At 65.8% G+C, this 14,441-nt stretch carries 16 protein-coding genes; 11 read left to right on the top strand and 5 right to left on the bottom strand.

Annotated elements, in window-relative coordinates:
* Positions 1 to 63: 63 nt before the first annotated feature.
* The 3 genes from serS to ACTJI5_RS11975 form a co-directional block, all read right to left on the bottom strand.
* Positions 64 to 1,344, bottom strand: a complete 1,281-nt coding sequence (gene serS, locus ACTJI5_RS11985; protein WP_440860471.1) for a serine--tRNA ligase — start codon at positions 1,342 to 1,344, stop codon at positions 64 to 66.
* Positions 1,345 to 1,487: 143 nt separating this feature from the next.
* On the bottom strand, positions 1,488 to 1,955 hold the full coding sequence (locus tag ACTJI5_RS11980; protein WP_440860470.1) for an SRPBCC family protein: 468 nt from the start codon (positions 1,953 to 1,955) through the stop codon (positions 1,488 to 1,490).
* The gene (locus ACTJI5_RS11975) at positions 1,952 to 2,296 is read right to left on the bottom strand and encodes an ArsR/SmtB family transcription factor (RefSeq protein ID WP_440860469.1); all 345 of its coding nucleotides are present in this window, start codon (positions 2,294 to 2,296) and stop codon (positions 1,952 to 1,954) included. Before ACTJI5_RS11975 ends, ACTJI5_RS11980 begins: the two co-directional genes overlap by 4 nt.
* Positions 2,297 to 2,442: 146 nt before the next feature.
* Between ACTJI5_RS11975 and ACTJI5_RS11970 the strand changes: the two genes are divergently transcribed.
* The 3 genes from ACTJI5_RS11970 to ACTJI5_RS11960 all read left to right on the top strand — a co-directional run bounded on the left by ACTJI5_RS11970 (position 2,443) and on the right by ACTJI5_RS11960 (position 4,937).
* Positions 2,443 to 3,288: a hypothetical protein gene (locus ACTJI5_RS11970; protein WP_310252284.1), complete on the top strand. Its 846-nt coding sequence runs from the start codon at positions 2,443 to 2,445 to the stop codon at positions 3,286 to 3,288.
* A gap of 713 nt (positions 3,289 to 4,001) precedes the next feature.
* Positions 4,002 to 4,463 (top strand): RNA polymerase-binding protein DksA, encoded by a 462-nt coding sequence (dksA, locus tag ACTJI5_RS11965; RefSeq protein WP_058536549.1) that lies wholly within the window; start codon positions 4,002 to 4,004, stop codon positions 4,461 to 4,463.
* Positions 4,464 to 4,547: 84 nt separating this feature from the next.
* Positions 4,548 to 4,937 carry a PilZ domain-containing protein gene (locus ACTJI5_RS11960; protein WP_058536548.1) on the top strand — a complete coding sequence of 130 codons (390 nt, stop codon included), beginning with the start codon at positions 4,548 to 4,550 and terminating at the stop codon, positions 4,935 to 4,937.
* Positions 4,938 to 4,982: 45 nt separating this feature from the next.
* On the opposite strand, the gene ACTJI5_RS11955 is transcribed toward ACTJI5_RS11960, so the two are convergent.
* On the bottom strand, positions 4,983 to 5,141 hold the full coding sequence (locus ACTJI5_RS11955) for a DUF465 domain-containing protein (RefSeq protein ID WP_081940370.1): 159 nt from the start codon (positions 5,139 to 5,141) through the stop codon (positions 4,983 to 4,985).
* 123 nt (positions 5,142 to 5,264) lie between these two features.
* Here ACTJI5_RS11955 and ACTJI5_RS11950 point away from each other — a divergent pair, with 123 nt between their 5' ends.
* Both ACTJI5_RS11950 and ACTJI5_RS11945 read left to right on the top strand, forming a co-directional pair.
* Positions 5,265 to 5,462, top strand: a complete 198-nt coding sequence (locus ACTJI5_RS11950) for a YdcH family protein (protein ID WP_058536547.1) — start codon at positions 5,265 to 5,267, stop codon at positions 5,460 to 5,462.
* A gap of 162 nt (positions 5,463 to 5,624) precedes the next feature.
* Positions 5,625 to 6,071 carry a DUF1465 family protein gene (locus tag ACTJI5_RS11945; RefSeq protein ID WP_231732806.1) on the top strand — a complete coding sequence of 149 codons (447 nt, stop codon included), beginning with the start codon at positions 5,625 to 5,627 and terminating at the stop codon, positions 6,069 to 6,071.
* A gap of 204 nt (positions 6,072 to 6,275) precedes the next feature.
* Here the strand turns inward: ACTJI5_RS11945 and ACTJI5_RS11940 are convergent, their stop codons facing one another.
* Positions 6,276 to 7,355: a DUF2332 domain-containing protein gene (locus ACTJI5_RS11940; RefSeq protein WP_440860468.1), complete on the bottom strand. Its 1,080-nt coding sequence runs from the start codon at positions 7,353 to 7,355 to the stop codon at positions 6,276 to 6,278.
* Positions 7,356 to 7,394: 39 nt separating this feature from the next.
* Between ACTJI5_RS11940 and hisG the strand changes: the two genes are divergently transcribed.
* The 6 genes from hisG to ACTJI5_RS11910 all read left to right on the top strand — a co-directional run bounded on the left by hisG (position 7,395) and on the right by ACTJI5_RS11910 (position 14,408).
* Positions 7,395 to 8,057, top strand: coding sequence for an ATP phosphoribosyltransferase (gene hisG, locus ACTJI5_RS11935; RefSeq protein ID WP_058536545.1), 663 nt, complete (start codon positions 7,395 to 7,397; stop codon positions 8,055 to 8,057).
* Complete coding sequence (gene hisD, locus ACTJI5_RS11930) at positions 8,044 to 9,336, top strand: histidinol dehydrogenase (RefSeq protein WP_440860467.1); 1,293 nt, start codon at positions 8,044 to 8,046, stop codon at positions 9,334 to 9,336. The genes hisG and hisD overlap by 14 nt, the downstream gene beginning before the upstream one ends.
* 10 nt (positions 9,337 to 9,346) lie before the next feature.
* Positions 9,347 to 9,796 carry a transcription antitermination factor NusB gene (gene nusB, locus ACTJI5_RS11925; RefSeq protein WP_440860466.1) on the top strand — a complete coding sequence of 150 codons (450 nt, stop codon included), beginning with the start codon at positions 9,347 to 9,349 and terminating at the stop codon, positions 9,794 to 9,796.
* Positions 9,797 to 9,986: 190 nt separating this feature from the next.
* Entirely contained in the window at positions 9,987 to 10,919 is a 933-nt protein-coding gene (gene thiL / locus ACTJI5_RS11920) for a thiamine-phosphate kinase (RefSeq protein ID WP_440860465.1), read from the top strand.
* A 128-nt stretch (positions 10,920 to 11,047) separates the two neighbouring features.
* Positions 11,048 to 12,079, top strand: a complete 1,032-nt coding sequence (locus tag ACTJI5_RS11915) for a tetratricopeptide repeat protein (RefSeq protein WP_440860464.1) — start codon at positions 11,048 to 11,050, stop codon at positions 12,077 to 12,079.
* A gap of 202 nt (positions 12,080 to 12,281) precedes the next feature.
* Positions 12,282 to 14,408 carry a sodium-translocating pyrophosphatase gene (locus ACTJI5_RS11910; protein WP_440860463.1) on the top strand — a complete coding sequence of 709 codons (2,127 nt, stop codon included), beginning with the start codon at positions 12,282 to 12,284 and terminating at the stop codon, positions 14,406 to 14,408.
* Positions 14,409 to 14,441: the final 33 nt, after the last annotated feature.

The following is a 14,441-nucleotide window of genomic DNA, read 5'->3' as shown; positions in this document are numbered from 1 at the left end:
TGACCCGGGATCCATTCGGCGGTGGCGTCATGGACCCCGGATCAAGTCCGGGGTGACGACGGTTTAGTTGGCCGGCGTGAGCTTCGTTATGCCGCCCATGTACGGGAGCAGCGCCTGCGGAATATCGACGCTGCCGTCGGCTTGCTGGTAATTTTCGAGGATCGCGACGAGCGTTCGGCCCACGGCAAGCCCCGAGCCGTTGAGCGTATGGACGAACTCGTTGCTCTTCGCGCCCTCGCGGCGGAAGCGCGCGTTCATGCGCCGCGCCTGAAAGTCGCCGCAGGTCGAGCAGCTCGAAATTTCGCGATAGGCGTTCTGGCCGGGCAACCAGACTTCGAGGTCATAGGTCTTGCGTGCCGAAAAGCCCATGTCGCCGCTGCACAGCAGCATCTTGCGATAGGGGAGTTCGAGCGCCTCAAGGATCACCTCGGCGGCGCGCGTCTTGCGTTCGAGTTCGGCGTCCGAGTCCTCGGGGCGGACGATCGAGACGAGCTCGACCTTCCAGAACTGGTGCTGACGGATATAGCCGCGCGTGTCGCGCCCCGCCGACCCGGCTTCGGAGCGGAAGCAGGGGGTGAGCGCGGTCATGCGGATCGGCAGCTCGGCTTCGGGCAGGATTTCCTCGCGCACCGCGTTGGTCAGGCTCATCTCCGAGGTCGAGATCAGCCAGCGGCCGTCGGTGGTCTGGAACAGGTCCTCGCGGAACTTCGGGAGCTGCGTCGTGCCATACGCAGCTTCGTCGCGAACCATCAATGGGGTCGCGCATTCGGTATAGCCCGCCTCAGTGGTCTGCTTGTCGATCATGAACTGGCCGAGCGCGCGTTCCAGCCGGGCCATCTGGCCCTTCAGGAAGGCGAAGCGCGCGCCCGACATCTTTGCCGCGGTCTCGAAGTCGAGGCCGAGCGCGGGGGCGAAATCGGCATGTTCCTGCGGCGTGAAATCAAACGTGCGCGGCGTGCCCCAGCGCGCGATCTCGACATTGCCGTCCTCGTCCTCGCCCGCGGGGACGTCGGCGAGCGGGATGTTCGGGATCGCGGCGAGGATATCCTGCAGCGCGGCGAGTTGTTCGCGCTCGGCGTCTTCCTTGGCGGGGAGGGCGGTCTTGAGGTCGGCGACCTCTGCCTTCAGCGCCTCGGCCTTGTCCTTGTCGCCGCTGGCCATCGCCTGGCCGATCAGCTTCGACGCCTCGTTACGGCGTGCGAGCGATGTCTGGATTTCGGTCTGCAACGCGCGCAGCGACGCGTCGGCCGCCACGATCTGGGCGGACAGGGGTTCGAGGCCGCGGCGCGCGAGGCCGGCGTCGAACGCTTCGGGATTTTCCCGGATCAGGCGGATATCGTGCATGCGCCGCGCTATGGCGTTGCGGGTTGCAAGGCGCAAGCCCGTCCTTGCACGTCCGTCATTCCCGCGAAGGCGAGAATCCCGCTCTTTCTTGCACCGTCGAAAGCGGGATTCCCGCCTTCGCGGGAAGGACGAAGTAAAAAAATCTAGCCGCGGTGCTCCAGCAGCTCAGCGAGTTGGCCGAGCACCGTGCCCCAGCCGTCGTGGAAACCCATCTCTTCATGCTTCGCACTGTCCTCGGGAGTCTTGTGCAGCACCCGCGCCGAATAGAGCGTGCCACCATCCTTGGCCTCGAAGGTCAGAATCGCCGTCATCGCCAGCCATGGTTCGGCGGGCTGCCAGCCTTCGGTCAGCACGGTGGTGAAGACGAGGCGCTGTTCGGGGATAGCTTCCAGAAAGCAACCGTCGACATGCGGCTGGAAATCGGCCGCGGCTTCCTCGCGCATCTGCGTCACGAATCCGCCGCCGGGCCGGAGGTCGAGCGTAACGACGCGGCATTCGATGGGTGCCGGAATCCACCACCGCGCGAGTTTCGCGGGGTCGCTCCATGCGTCCCATACCGCCGATGGCGGCGCGGCGATGTGGCGGGAAATGGTGAGTTCGCTTTTGCTCATGCGTTTTGCTCCGGGGGATTTTGCGATTCGACGAAGTCGGCGAGGCGGTCGGTGCGGCCCTGCCAGATCGCGCGTTGCTGCGAGAGCCAGCCTTCCGCCGCCGCGAGCCGCTCGGCATCGACGCGGCAGGTGCGGACGCGGCCGTGCTTTTCGGTGCGGATCAGGCCCGACAGCTCGAGCACCGACAGATGTTTGAGGAAGGCGGGGAGGCCCATCTCGAAGGGCTCGGACAGCCGCTTTACCGGCGCGGCGCCTTTGAGCAGGCGGCTGACGACCGCGCGGCGCGTCGGGTCGGCGAGCGCGTGGAAGAGCGAATCGAGCGCAGCTTGTTGGTTCACCATGTGGCGAACTATATAAATAGTTTCCCATATGGCAAACTGATTCTCGTTGCGCATAAAAAAGGGCCGCCCCCGAGGGGGCAGCCCTTAGTTCGGTGGTCTGGGTTAGCCCCCCGGACCGCCAGTGGATTTCTCAAGCCGCGTTGGCGTTGTCGTCGTTGCGGTTCGCCGCGCGGCGCCGCGCGACAAGCGCAGCGGCTGCAGCGCCGAACAATAGCATCATCGGCGGTGCAGGAACAGGGGTCGGGTCGCCCGACGAGCTACCATGGCTGCTGCTGCCGCCCGAGCTCGACGAAGACGACGAACTGCTGCTCGACGAGGATGACGAGCTCGTGCTGCCGGTCGAACCAAAGCTGCTGGTGCTGCCGGTCGCGCCCGACGAGGTTGCGCCGCTCGACGTGCTGCTGGACGACGACGAGGACGAGCTGGACGACGAGCTGCTGGAGCCGCCCGAACTGCCGTGCGACGAACTGCCCCAACCCGAGCTGCCCTTCGAAGAGCTGCCGCCCGAAGAGGACGAGCTCGACGACGAAGAGGAAGAGGACGAGCTCGACGACGAGCTGCTGCTCGACGAGGAGGTGCTGACGTTGCCCGAAGAGGTCGAAACATTGCCCGACGAGGTCGAAGTGCTGACGCTGCCGGTCGAGGTCGAGACACCGCCCGTCGACGTCGAAGTCGAAACACCGCCCGTCGAGGTCGACACGCCGCCCGTGGACGTCGAGACACCGCCCGTCGAGGTCGACACCCCGCCGGTGGACGTCGAGACGCCGCCGGTCGAGGTCGAGACACCCGATGAGGTGCTGGACGTCGTGCTGAGGCCGCCGGTCGTCGTCGAGGTGACGACGATGCTGCCGCTGCTGCCGCCGCCGCTGCTGCCACCGAAGAAACCGCCGAAGAAGCCGCCGCCGAAACCGCCGCCAAAGCCGCCGCCGATCACGGTCACGCCGCCGCCGCTGCTGCCGCCTTCGAAGCCCCCGCGCGGGAAGGGCGCGTAGGGGATGGGGGGCAGCGGGATCGTCTGCGTCACGACCTGCGTCTGCGGGGTCGCGGTGCGAATGATGCGCTTCGTCGTAACGACGCGGCGCACGCGCTTTACGGGCTTGCGGGCGGCATGGCGCTTGCGCACCACCTTCTTGCCGGCGCACGGCGAGCAGGACTGGACTGTCTGGGCGCGCGCCTTCGGCACGTCGGCGATCTGCATCGCGCCGCTACCGATGATCGCCCCGCCGCAGGTGCAGGCGCAAAGCTTGGCAAGGGCCATTCGGACAGACATAGGCTTTTCTTTCTTTCCCGTTGCAGGTGCGAAGCGCCATCGACCAGCACCCCCGTCACCTTCGCTATAACTCAAAAGGCCAAAGCTTTATGAACGCGGCAATTGCGTTAACCGCGTTCACCTGTCCGAGAGCGGGAAATGCCATGCGGAATCAACAAAAATCCCGGTATCTGTCCCAAAACAGAACGGATTATGTAACAATTCTATGCAATTGGTTAACCTTCGGACCTAAATCGCGTCGCGCTATGGCGTCCGGCGGGTCGCCGTCGGGCGGCAGAATCGCCCCCGACACGATGCCGGTTCATCGCCGCTTCACGGGTCGTCGCTATCGGCAGCTTGGCGCTTGTATCGTTGCCAGCGGCTGGGTATAGGCGCGCCACTCCCCGAGCTGTTTAACAGCCCGTAAGGTGACAGGAAAGGACGCGAGAGCCCCTCATGCCGACCAAGATTGCCGACGTTGGCGCTGACGCGCTTCGCGAAGCCAAATCCAATCTCGATTCGGATTATGTCCCCAGCGACGACGAAGAGTTTATGAACGAGCGGCAGCAGGATTATTTCCGCGGTCTGCTGCGCGCCTGGAAAAAATCGATCCTCTCCGAATCCGAATCGACGCTGGCGCATCTTCAGGACGGCCCGCTGCGCGAACCCGACCTCGCCGACCGCGCGTCGAGCGAAACCGACTGGGCGATCGAACTTCGCACCCGCGACCGCCAGCGCAAGCTGATCGCCAAGATCGATTCGGCGATTCGCCGCATCGACGAAGGCGAATATGGCTATTGCGCGGTCACTGGCGAGCCGATCTCGCTCGCGCGCCTGCAGGCCCGCCCGATCGCGACGATGACGCTGGAGGCGCAGGAGCGCCACGAGCGCAACGAACGGATTTCACGCGAAGATTAGTCGTAGAGGACCGCGGTCCATTTACGATTCCGCAACGACCCGGCCCTAGATTCCGCTCCTCAATCACAAGAGGAACGGGGCGCAATGGATTCACTAGGACCCAGATCGGTCGACGAGGAAGTCGCGGCGCTGTCGCGCGGTGCCGATCGCGACAGCCTGTTCCTGCAGGCCGGCCTGATCCTGCCCGGCAGCCCGGACCCCGTTACCGTGCGCGTGCGCAACCTGTCGCCCGGCGGCATGCTGGCCGAGGCGAACGTCAAGGTCGCGCAGGGCGCGGCGGTCGAGGTCGACCTGCGCAATGTCGGTCCGGTCGCGGGCCGCGTGATCTGGGTGGGTGAGGGCAAGTTCGGCATTGCGTTCGACCGTCAGGTCGACCCGCAGGCTGTGCGTCGTCAGGTGGTTTCGCAGTCCGATTTGCCGCCGCATCTTCGGCGCACGGGCCTCGAGAAAGGGCCCCTCTATCGCCGGCGCTGATGCGTCCTTCACAGGGTGGCATCAGCGGGGCGATAGCGCTGGCGATCAGGCGATCGTCAGCATTTCCTCCTTGAGTTTCAGTTTCTGCTTCTTGAGCTGCGCGACGACTCCGGTATCGGGGGCGGGACGGCGCTCTTCATTCGCAATTTTCGCATCGAGGTCCGCGTGACGGGACTTCAGGGTGGAAAGGTGCGACGTGCTCATTGGCATTCTCCTTTTCGACTCGATGGGCAAGGCGAATTAAATCACGAAACCTCCCCGATGTCGTGCCGATTCGGCCAAGCGGTCCCCGTTGCGGACCAGTGGTGAACGTGGCAGGGAGGCGATGTGAACCCCGAGGAAATTACCCAGCGCCTGGAACTGCTTCGCATCGAGCATCGCGACCTCGATGCGGCGATCATTGCGCTCGGCACCGCGGCGGTTCCCGACCAGCTGCAGCTTGCGCGCCTGAAAAAACGCAAGCTGCGCCTCCGCGACGAGATCTCCTGGTGCGAGGACCAGCTGCTTCCCGACATCATCGCCTAGGACCGGCCGACATTCGGCCCATGCCGGCCTGCAAATGTCGACCGATCCTAAACGCCTGAATCAAAACGGGACGGCCGGCGCCCGTATTTTCATGGTTACCGACGTTGCGGACCCGATGGTCGGCATGGCATCTCGCGCGTCATGGTCGGTGGGCGAACGAACATGATGGCAATCGATGTGCCGGTGCAACGCGCACAGGTCGAAAATCTCTATGTCGAGGCGATGCTGCTCGCCGATGAGGCGCACGCCGCTTTTGCCGTGCAGCGCGACCTCGGGCGGGCCGGCGGCGACGCGGCGGCGCAGATCGGCCTTGCGTGCGAATCGTTGAAGACGACGACGCGGCTGATGCACGTCATCGCCTGGCTGCTCCATCGCCGCGCGATGTTCGCGGGCGACCCGGGGGCGGGGCCGCACGACAGCGCGGCGCGGATCGGCGAGGCCGTCGCGGCCGACTGGGATATCTGCGCAAGCTTCGATGTGTCGGTGCGCCGGATTGTTTCGGCGAGCGAGCGATTGTTCGAGCGGATCGCGATGCTGGAGGCCGGCTGGGAAGCGCCGGCCGTGACCCCGGTGCAGCAATTGCTGGCGCGGTTGGAGGCGCGGCTTTGAACCGGTAGCCGCCGGTCAACGATACAGCGCTTTCGATTGGAAGCAGACTCTTCATTCATCGTCACCCCGGACTTGATCCGGGGTCCCGCTTGATATCAGAGCCGGTCGATCCCTCAAAAAAGCGGGATCCCGGATCAAGTCCGGGATGACGAAGGAAAATGAGCAACGCTGCTTCCCACCCCTAAGTGGACGTCAGCTATCCAGCTAACCCAGCCACTCGATCCACGCGCCATGTGCGTGCGCTTGCCCGATTTTCCTCGGCGCCTCGCCGCCCGGCCAATAGCGCACGACCAGTTCATGATGATGCACCGTGCGGTTCGCCTCGAGCGCCACCCACGCGAGAGGGCGGTCGGGGGTCGCGCGCTTGCCGGCGTCCTCCATCGCGGCGGTGACGCGCGCTTGCTGGTCGGTGGGGACATATTGCCAGACGACCGAATGCATCAGGACGCGGGTCGTCCCTTTTGTTTGCGGTTTCGCGAGTTCGGCCTCGACGAAATCTGCAGCGGTCGCACGGATCAGTTGCGGTGGATCCTCGGTCGCCGCCGCAATCGCCGCCTCGATGCGCGCGAAGCGGATATGATGCTCGGGCCAGATATAGGCTTTGAGCCGGAGCGCCTGCGCAGGATCGGTCAGGTCGACGGGGGCGACGTCGCAGCCCTTGAGGCCGGCGAATTCGATCGCATGCTGCGGCGGATGGTCGCCGCGCCATTGGGGGGTGAAGGCGATCGCGCCGGGCTGCGGCCCGACATGCACGCCGCCAAGGTCGTAATGATAGCGGTCGATCATCAGGTTGATCCCGCCGCTCGACCCGATTTCGCGGCAGTCGAAAAGCGGCGGCAGGCCGCGGTCGGCGAGCCAGAGCATCGCGGCGATGAAGTTCGACGAGCGTCCGGCCTCGTTCGTTTGCGGCGGGCCGTCGAGCCAGGGCAGCAGCGCCGCCTCATGCCGCGCGACAACCGCGGCGATGATTGTGGCGTCGTTGATATCCTCCGAATCGGCATAGATGGGGGCGAGTTCGTGCGCGGTTCCCGTCAGGTGCAGCGCGTGGATGCCGCCGGCGGCGCGCAGCGGCAGCGCGTCGGCGAGCGGCGGACCCTGCCAGCCGGCGATGCGGCGCGCGAATTCGCTTGCGGGCTTGCCGAGCAACGCGCCGAGCGCGGCGACGACGCGCGCGGTGACGCGGGCATCGTTGGCGCGGCAATAGGCGACCTGATTGGCGAAAGCGGTGCGGACGGCCTTCGGGCCGGTCTCGGCCATGTCGATGAACTCGTAGCGCTCGCTCATTGCCCTTTTTCCTCTCGCCGCTTATGGGCGCGCAAGCTTATGCCCGAACCGATCATCTTTGCCATCCCGAAGGGGCGCATCCTCGACGAGGCGCTGCCCCTGCTTGCGCGCGTCGGGATAGAGCCGTCGGACGAGTTTTTCGATAAGAAAAGCAGGGCGTTAGTTTTTGGGACAAATCAGCCGCACATCTCGCTGATCCGCGTGCGCGCGTTCGACGTTGCGACCTTCGTCGCGCATGGCGCGGCGCAGCTCGGCATCGTCGGGTCGGACGTCGTCGACGAGTTCGATTATAGCGAGCTTTACGCGCCGGTGGACCTTGGCATCGGCCACTGCCGCCTGTCGCTCGCCGGGCCGGAAGGCAGCGCGCCGCCAGGGCTGGGCGAAAGCCATATCCGCGTCGCGACCAAATATCCCGGAACGACGCGCCGCTGGTTCGAGGCGCAGGGCATCCAGGCCGAATGCATCAAGCTGAACGGCGCGATGGAAATCGCGCCGAAGCTGGGGCTTGCCTCGCACATCGTCGATCTGGTTTCGACGGGGCGGACGCTCGTCGAAAATGCGCTCGCCGAACAGAAGATCATCAGCGAGGTGTCGGCGCGGCTGATCGTCAACCGCGCAGCGTTCAAGCTGCGTTCGGCCGAGGTGCCGGCACTCGTCGAACGCTTCCGTCAGGCAGTAGGGCAGGGCGATGCGGCGGCTTGATGCTTCCGAACCCGGCTTCGCCGCCGAGTTCGACGCGCTGGTCAACGATCGGCGCGAGAGCGATTCCGACGTTTCCGCCGACGTCGCCGCGATCATCGCGCGGGTGAAGGCCGAGGGCGACGTCGCGCTCGCCGATTATACCGCGAAGTTCGACCGCTTCGATTTGGACGCGAGCGGGTGGAGCATTTCGAAGGAGGAATGCGCCGCGGCCTATGAGGCGCTGGCGCCCGAGCTTCGCGATGCGCTGAACCTCGCCGCCGACCGTATCCGCGCCTATCACGCCGCGCAGCTCCCCGAGAACCGCGACTATCGCGATAGCACGGGCGCCCGGCTCGGTGTCCGCTGGAGTGCCGTCGATGCCGCTGGCGTCTATGTGCCGGGCGGTCGCGCCGCTTACCCCTCGTCGGTCTTGATGAACATCCTCCCGGCGAAGGTCGCGGGGGTCGAACGCATCGTGATGATGACCCCAACCCCGGGTGGTGAAACCAACCCCGTGGTGATGGCCGCCGCGCATATCGGCGGGGTCGACGAGATATGGCGCATCGGCGGGGCGCAGGCGGTTGCCGCGCTCGCTTATGGCACCGGCCGCATCGCGCCGGTCGATGTCGTCACCGGCCCGGGCAACGCCTGGGTCGCCGAGGCGAAGCGGCAGGTCTACGGCGTCGTCGGCATCGACATGGTAGCGGGACCGAGCGAGATCGTCGTCGTCGCCGACAATCGGAACGTGCCGCATGTCATCGCCGCCGACCTGCTCAGCCAAGCCGAGCATGACCCGACGAGCCAGTCGATCCTGTTCACCGACGACGCGGCTTTTGCCGATGCGGTTGCGGCGGCGGTCGATGCGATCATCCCGACGCTCGGGACCGCTACGACGATGCGCGAAAGCTGGGATGCGAATGGCGCGATCGTCATGGTGCCGACGCTCGCCGACGCGATTCCGCTCTGCGACCGGCTCGCGCCCGAACATCTCGAACTCGCGGTCGATGCCGCCGAGGCCGATGCGCTCTTTGCCAAGGTGCGCCATGCCGGCTCGGTCTTCCTCGGCCGCCAGACCCCCGAAGCGATCGGCGATTATGTCGCCGGCCCCAACCATGTGCTGCCGACCGGCCGCCGCGCGCGCTTTTCGAGCGGGCTGTCGGTCAGCGACTTCATGAAGCGCACCAGCTTCCTCGCGCTCGACGAAGCGAGCCTTGCCGCGATCGGTCCGGCCGCGGTCGCGCTCGCGGGCGCCGAGGGGCTTCCTGCCCATGCGCTTTCGGTCAGCCAGCGTCTCAGCTAAGAAAAGAGTCATGAACAAACGCGCCCAGTCCCGATCCGCCGCCCGTCTCGCCGCCGTCCAGGCGCTCTATCAGCATGAGATGGAGGGCACGCCCGTGCCCAAGCTGATCCACGAATTCCATCAGCACCGCATCGGCGCGACGATCGAGGACGAGGAATATGCCGACGCCGACACCGCTTTCTTCGACGATATCGTCAAGGGCACGCTCGCGCGCATCGAAGAGATCGACGTGGCGATCGTCGCGCGGCTCGCGAGCGGCTGGTCGATGGAGCGGCTCGACCGCACGATGAAGGCGATCCTGCGCGCCGGTTCCTATGAGCTGATGGCGCGCGGCGATGTGCCCGTCGGCGCCGTGGTCAGCGAGTATGTCGATGTCGCAAAGGCGTTTTTCGATACGCGCGAGGCGGGGTTCGCCAACGGGCTGCTCGATGCGATCGGCAAGGATGTGCGGGCCAAGTGATGAAAGATCCTCCCTGTGGCGAAGCCATGGGGAGGGGGACCGCTCGCTGAAAGCGAGTGGTGGAGGGGCGGCGACGTTGCGCCAATAGCCCCTCCGTCAGCGCTGCGCGCTGCCACCTCCCCACCGCTGCGCGGCAGGGAGGATCGACGGTATCTTTTATACCGTAGCGGTATCCTCTAGGCTTCCCCGTATGAGCGAAGCCGACTTCATCGCCCGCCTGCGTGCCATCGCGACCGATCCCGCCGCGCGCGGGCTGGCCGACGACGCCGCGGTGCTGGGCGACCTTGTCCTCACCCACGACATGATCGTCGAGGGCGTCCATTTCCTTCCCGACGAGCGGCCACAGGATGTCGCGTGGAAGCTCGTCGCGGTGAACCTCTCCGACCTCGCCGCCAAGGGCGCCGCGCCGCTCGGCGTACTCGTCGGCTACAGCCTGACCGGTGACGAGTTTTGGGACGCCGCCTTTGTCCGCGGTCTGGGCGAGGTGCTGCGGCGGTATGAGGTGCCGCTGCTCGGGGGCGACACGGTGGGCATCCCGGGAGGCGCGCCGCGCACATTCGGGCTCACCGCGATCGGCAAGGCGCCCGCGACCGGCGCGCCGGCGCGGAGCGGCGCAAAGCCCGGCGACCAGATCTGGGTTACCGGCACGATCGGCAATGCCGGGCTCGGCCTCGCGATGCGGCTCGGGCAGGTCGATCCGAACGAAACCTGCCTCGCCGCTTATAACCGTCCCGAGCCGCAGCTGGCCTTCGGGCAAGCGGTGGCGCCGCACGTCCATGCGATGATGGACGTGTCCGATGGCCTGTTGATCGATGCGCAGCGGATGGCCGAGGCGAGCGGATGGCAGCTCGGCATCATGCTGGAATCGGTGCCGCTCTCGGCGGCGTTGCTCGCGGTACGCCCCGACATACTCGACACGCGGCTCGCGGCGGCGACCGCGGGCGACGATTATCAGCTACTGTTTACCGCCGATCCCTCGGCCGCCGCGACGATCCGCGAGACCGCGGCCGGGTTGAATGTCACCGTCACACTTCTTGGTCACGCCGGGGTCGGTGAGGGAATCACGCTGACACACCGGGCACAACGCATCGCGCTGCCCGATCGCCTTGGCTTCATGCACTAGCCACCATTCCCGCCTGCGCCCTGGATCGGCAACGGGATATTTTGCTTTGAAATCCGTTTGATGGCAAAGCGATGCGCTCGGGTGGAACCGTCCGCCCCGGCAGGTGCGGTGAATCAGAAGGACCGGGAATGGTCGACCGAAAAAGCGGGCGTCAAGGCTTTGCCCGGGCGCTTCTCGCGATCTGTTTCGTATGTTTCTGTCATCCCGCGCAGGGCGCCGGCACCCCGGACCCGGCAGAAGACATGCAGGCGCAGACGGTCGCGACCGATCCCGAGCCTCCCGAAGCCGACGAACCACCCGATCAAGTCACGACGCTTGCGACTGACTGCGCGGCGGACGATGCCGAGGCGTGCACGCGGCTTGGCTATGTCCATCACGAGGGCGATGGCGTTCCGAGGGACGACGCGCGTGCGACACCGCTGTTTGCCCGGGCCTGCCATCTCGGCGACATGACGGGCTGCACGATGGCAGGTTATGCCTATAGCGAAGGGAGTGGCGTCGAACGCTCGCGCGAGTTCGCCGCCGCCTATTACGCCTTCGCGTGCCACGGCGACGAGGCGACGGCATGCTCGAACCTTGGCCTCGCCTATGTGGGCGGAGACGGAGTTGCCAAGGATACCCGGCGCGCCACACAGCTGTTCGCAAAGGCCTGCGATCTGGGCAGCGTGTCGGGATGCGCGAACCTTGGCGCATCCTATTCGCTGGGCAAGGGCGTCGCACCGGACCAGCGTCAGGCAGCGCGGATCTTCGAGCGCGCCTGCAAGGCGGAAGATCAGCACGCCTGCTATAATCTCGGCGTCCTCCACCGCGACGGGCTCGGCATGCCGCGCGACGAAAAGAGAGCCGTCGCGCTGTTCGAACAAAGCTGCCGCGCCGACGACGCATCGGCCTGCGGCAATCTGGCGACGCTGGTCGACGACGGGCGCGGTGTGCGCCGGAACCGCCAGCGCGCCCTCGAACTGTTCGACAAGGCGTGCGCACTGGGTGAGGCCGAAAGCTGCTTCACGCTCGGGCGCGCCTATCAGACGGGCAAGGGCATCGAACGCGATAATGCGCGCGCGATCGAGCTGCTCGAGCGGGCGCTGAAGCTCGACCCCGACACCGAATCCGCTGCCGACGCGCAAAAGGCGCTGAAGGCCGCACGCGACGAAGCCGCTTGACGCCGGCGGCCGCTCGTGCGGCGGAAATCACGGGAAACTCCCGAATAAGCGGGGTTGCGTGTCGCTTTCTTTCTTCCCATAAATCGGCGTCCAAATTTGGGGCGGTCGCATCAGGGGAGAGAGCGAACCGGCATCAATAAGTCGGACGTGCTCGACTGCTATCTTCTGCGTCGCCCTTCTCAATGGGAAGGAATAGTCACGCATGAATCCGGTTTTGATCGCGATAGCGTGCGGCCTGTTGGCCGTACTCTATGGGTTCATTACCTCGCGGCAGGTGCTCAGCGCCTCCGCCGGTAATGAAAAGATGCAGGAAATCGCCGCCGCCATTCAGGAAGGCGCCAAGGCCTATCTCGGCCGCCAATATCGTACCATCGCCATCGTCGGCGTCGTTGTCGCCATTCTTGTCGGGCTGTTCCTTGGCCCAATCTCGGCAACCGGCTTCGTCATCGGCGCCGTGCTGTCGGGGGTTGCCGGCTTCGTCGGCATGAACATCTCGGTCAAAGCCAACGTCCGCACCGCAGCCGCGGCGCAGACCGGGCTGCAGGCGGGCCTGACCATGGCGTTCCGCGCCGGCGCGATCACCGGCATGCTCGTGGCGGGGCTCGCCTTGCTCGCGATCTCGGTCTTCTTCTGGTATCTGACCGGCCCGGGTGGCTTCACCGTCGGCGGTGAGGATCGCACCGTCGTCGACGCGCTCGTCGCGCTCGCGTTCGGCGCCTCGCTGATCTCGATCTTCGCGCGTCTCGGCGGCGGTATCTTCACCAAGGCCGCCGACGTCGGCGCCGACCTTGTCGGCAAGGTCGAGGCCGGAATTCCCGAGGACGATCCGCGCAATCCGGCGGTGATCGCCGATAACGTCGGTGACAATGTCGGCGACTGCGCCGGTATGGCGGCCGACCTGTTCGAAACCTATGTCGTCACCGTCGGCGCCACCATGGTGCTGATCGCGCTGCTGCTGAAGGGCACCGGCGATATGCTGCTCCCGCTGATGACGCTGCCGCTGCTCATGGGCGGCGTGTGCATCATCACCTCGATCATCGGCACCTATTTCGTTCGTCTCGGCAGCGGGAAGAACGTCATGGGCGCGATGTACAAGGGCTTCCTCGTCACCGCGGTGCTCTCGATCCCGGCGATCTGGTTCGCGACCAGCTATGTGCTGAAGGGCGACATGACGACGACGATCGCCGAGGTTGGTGGCAAGGCGTTCAACGGCAGCGACCTTTTCTATTGCTCGCTGCTCGGCCTCGTCATCACCGGGCTGATCATCTGGATCACCGAATATTACACCGGCACCAATTTTCGTCCGGTGCGCTCGATCGCCAAGGCTTCGGAAACGGGCCACGGCACCAACGTGATCCAGGGTCTCGCGGTCAGCCTTGAATCGACCGCGCTGCCGACGCTCGTGATCTGCGTCGGTATCGTCGTCGCGTTCCAGACCGCGGGCATCGTCGGTATTGCCTTTGCCGCCACCGCAATGCTGGCGCTCGCCGGCATGGTTGTTGCGCTCGACGCTTATGGCCCCGTCACCGACAACGCCGGCGGCATTGCCGAAATGGCAGGCCTCGACGATTCGGTGCGTGAAAAGACCGACCTGCTCGACGCCGTGGGCAACACGACCAAGGCCGTCACGAAGGGCTATGCCATTGGGTCGGCGGGTCTCGCGGCGCTGGTGCTGTTCGGCACTTATACCGCCGACATCACCGAATATTCGGCGAAGCTCGGGCTGACCGAGCCGCTGACCTTCTCGCTGTCGTCGCCCTATGTCATCGTCGGGCTGCTGCTCGGCGCGCTCCTGCCGTATCTGTTCGGTGCGATGGGGATGACCGCGGTTGGCCGCGCGGCGGGCGAGGTGGTCAAGGATGTTCGCGACCAGTTCAAGAACAACCCGGGCATCATGACCTATGAATCGAAGCCCGACTATGCGCGCACGGTCGACCTCGTCACCAAGGCGGCGATCAAGGAAATGATCATTCCGTCGCTGCTTCCGGTGCTCGCGCCGATCGTCGTGTTCTTCGTGATCCGTGCGGTGGCGGGGCCCGCCGCGGCATTGGAAGCGCTCGGCGCACTCCTGCTGGGCGTCATCGTCGGCGGGCTGTTCGTCGCCATCTCGATGACCTCGGGCGGCGGCGCATGGGACAATGCCAAGAAATATATCGAAGACGGCAACCACGGCGGCAAGGGCAGCGAGGCCCATAAGGCCGCGGTGACCGGCGACACCGTGGGCGATCCGTACAAGGATACCGCGGGTCCGGCGGTCAACCCGATGATCAAGATCACCAATATCGTGGCGATCCTGCTCCTCGCGGCGCTGGCGCACGGCGCGGTCTGACCCACGCCGCCTGCGGGCAAAAGAAAAGCCCCG

Source organism: Sphingopyxis sp. 22461, assembly GCF_052044915.1.
Classification (GTDB): domain Bacteria; phylum Pseudomonadota; class Alphaproteobacteria; order Sphingomonadales; family Sphingomonadaceae; genus Sphingopyxis.
The sequence above is the reverse complement of the archived record's forward strand: the minus strand, read 5'-3'. Positions and strand labels throughout refer to the sequence as shown.

Bases quoted from the DNA above. Each gene is read 5' to 3' on its own strand.
- serS (WP_440860471.1), bottom strand. From the start codon at position 1,344: ATGCACGATATCCGCCTGATCCGGGAAAATCCCGAAGCGTTCGACGCC.
- ACTJI5_RS11980 (WP_440860470.1), bottom strand. From the start codon at position 1,955: ATGAGCAAAAGCGAACTCACCATTTCCCGCCACATCGCCGCGCCGCCA.
- ACTJI5_RS11975 (WP_440860469.1), bottom strand. From the start codon at position 2,296: ATGGTGAACCAACAAGCTGCGCTCGATTCGCTCTTCCACGCGCTCGCC.
- dksA (WP_058536549.1), top strand. From the start codon at position 4,002: ATGCCGACCAAGATTGCCGACGTTGGCGCTGACGCGCTTCGCGAAGCC.
- ACTJI5_RS11960 (WP_058536548.1), top strand. From the start codon at position 4,548: ATGGATTCACTAGGACCCAGATCGGTCGACGAGGAAGTCGCGGCGCTG.
- ACTJI5_RS11955 (WP_081940370.1), bottom strand. From the start codon at position 5,141: ATGAGCACGTCGCACCTTTCCACCCTGAAGTCCCGTCACGCGGACCTC.
- ACTJI5_RS11945 (WP_231732806.1), top strand. From the start codon at position 5,625: ATGATGGCAATCGATGTGCCGGTGCAACGCGCACAGGTCGAAAATCTC.
- ACTJI5_RS11940 (WP_440860468.1), bottom strand. From the start codon at position 7,355: ATGAGCGAGCGCTACGAGTTCATCGACATGGCCGAGACCGGCCCGAAG.
- hisG (WP_058536545.1), top strand. From the start codon at position 7,395: ATGCCCGAACCGATCATCTTTGCCATCCCGAAGGGGCGCATCCTCGAC.
- hisD (WP_440860467.1), top strand. From the start codon at position 8,044: ATGCGGCGGCTTGATGCTTCCGAACCCGGCTTCGCCGCCGAGTTCGAC.
- nusB (WP_440860466.1), top strand. From the start codon at position 9,347: ATGAACAAACGCGCCCAGTCCCGATCCGCCGCCCGTCTCGCCGCCGTC.
- thiL (WP_440860465.1), top strand. From the start codon at position 9,987: ATGAGCGAAGCCGACTTCATCGCCCGCCTGCGTGCCATCGCGACCGAT.
- ACTJI5_RS11915 (WP_440860464.1), top strand. From the start codon at position 11,048: ATGGTCGACCGAAAAAGCGGGCGTCAAGGCTTTGCCCGGGCGCTTCTC.
- ACTJI5_RS11910 (WP_440860463.1), top strand. From the start codon at position 12,282: ATGAATCCGGTTTTGATCGCGATAGCGTGCGGCCTGTTGGCCGTACTC.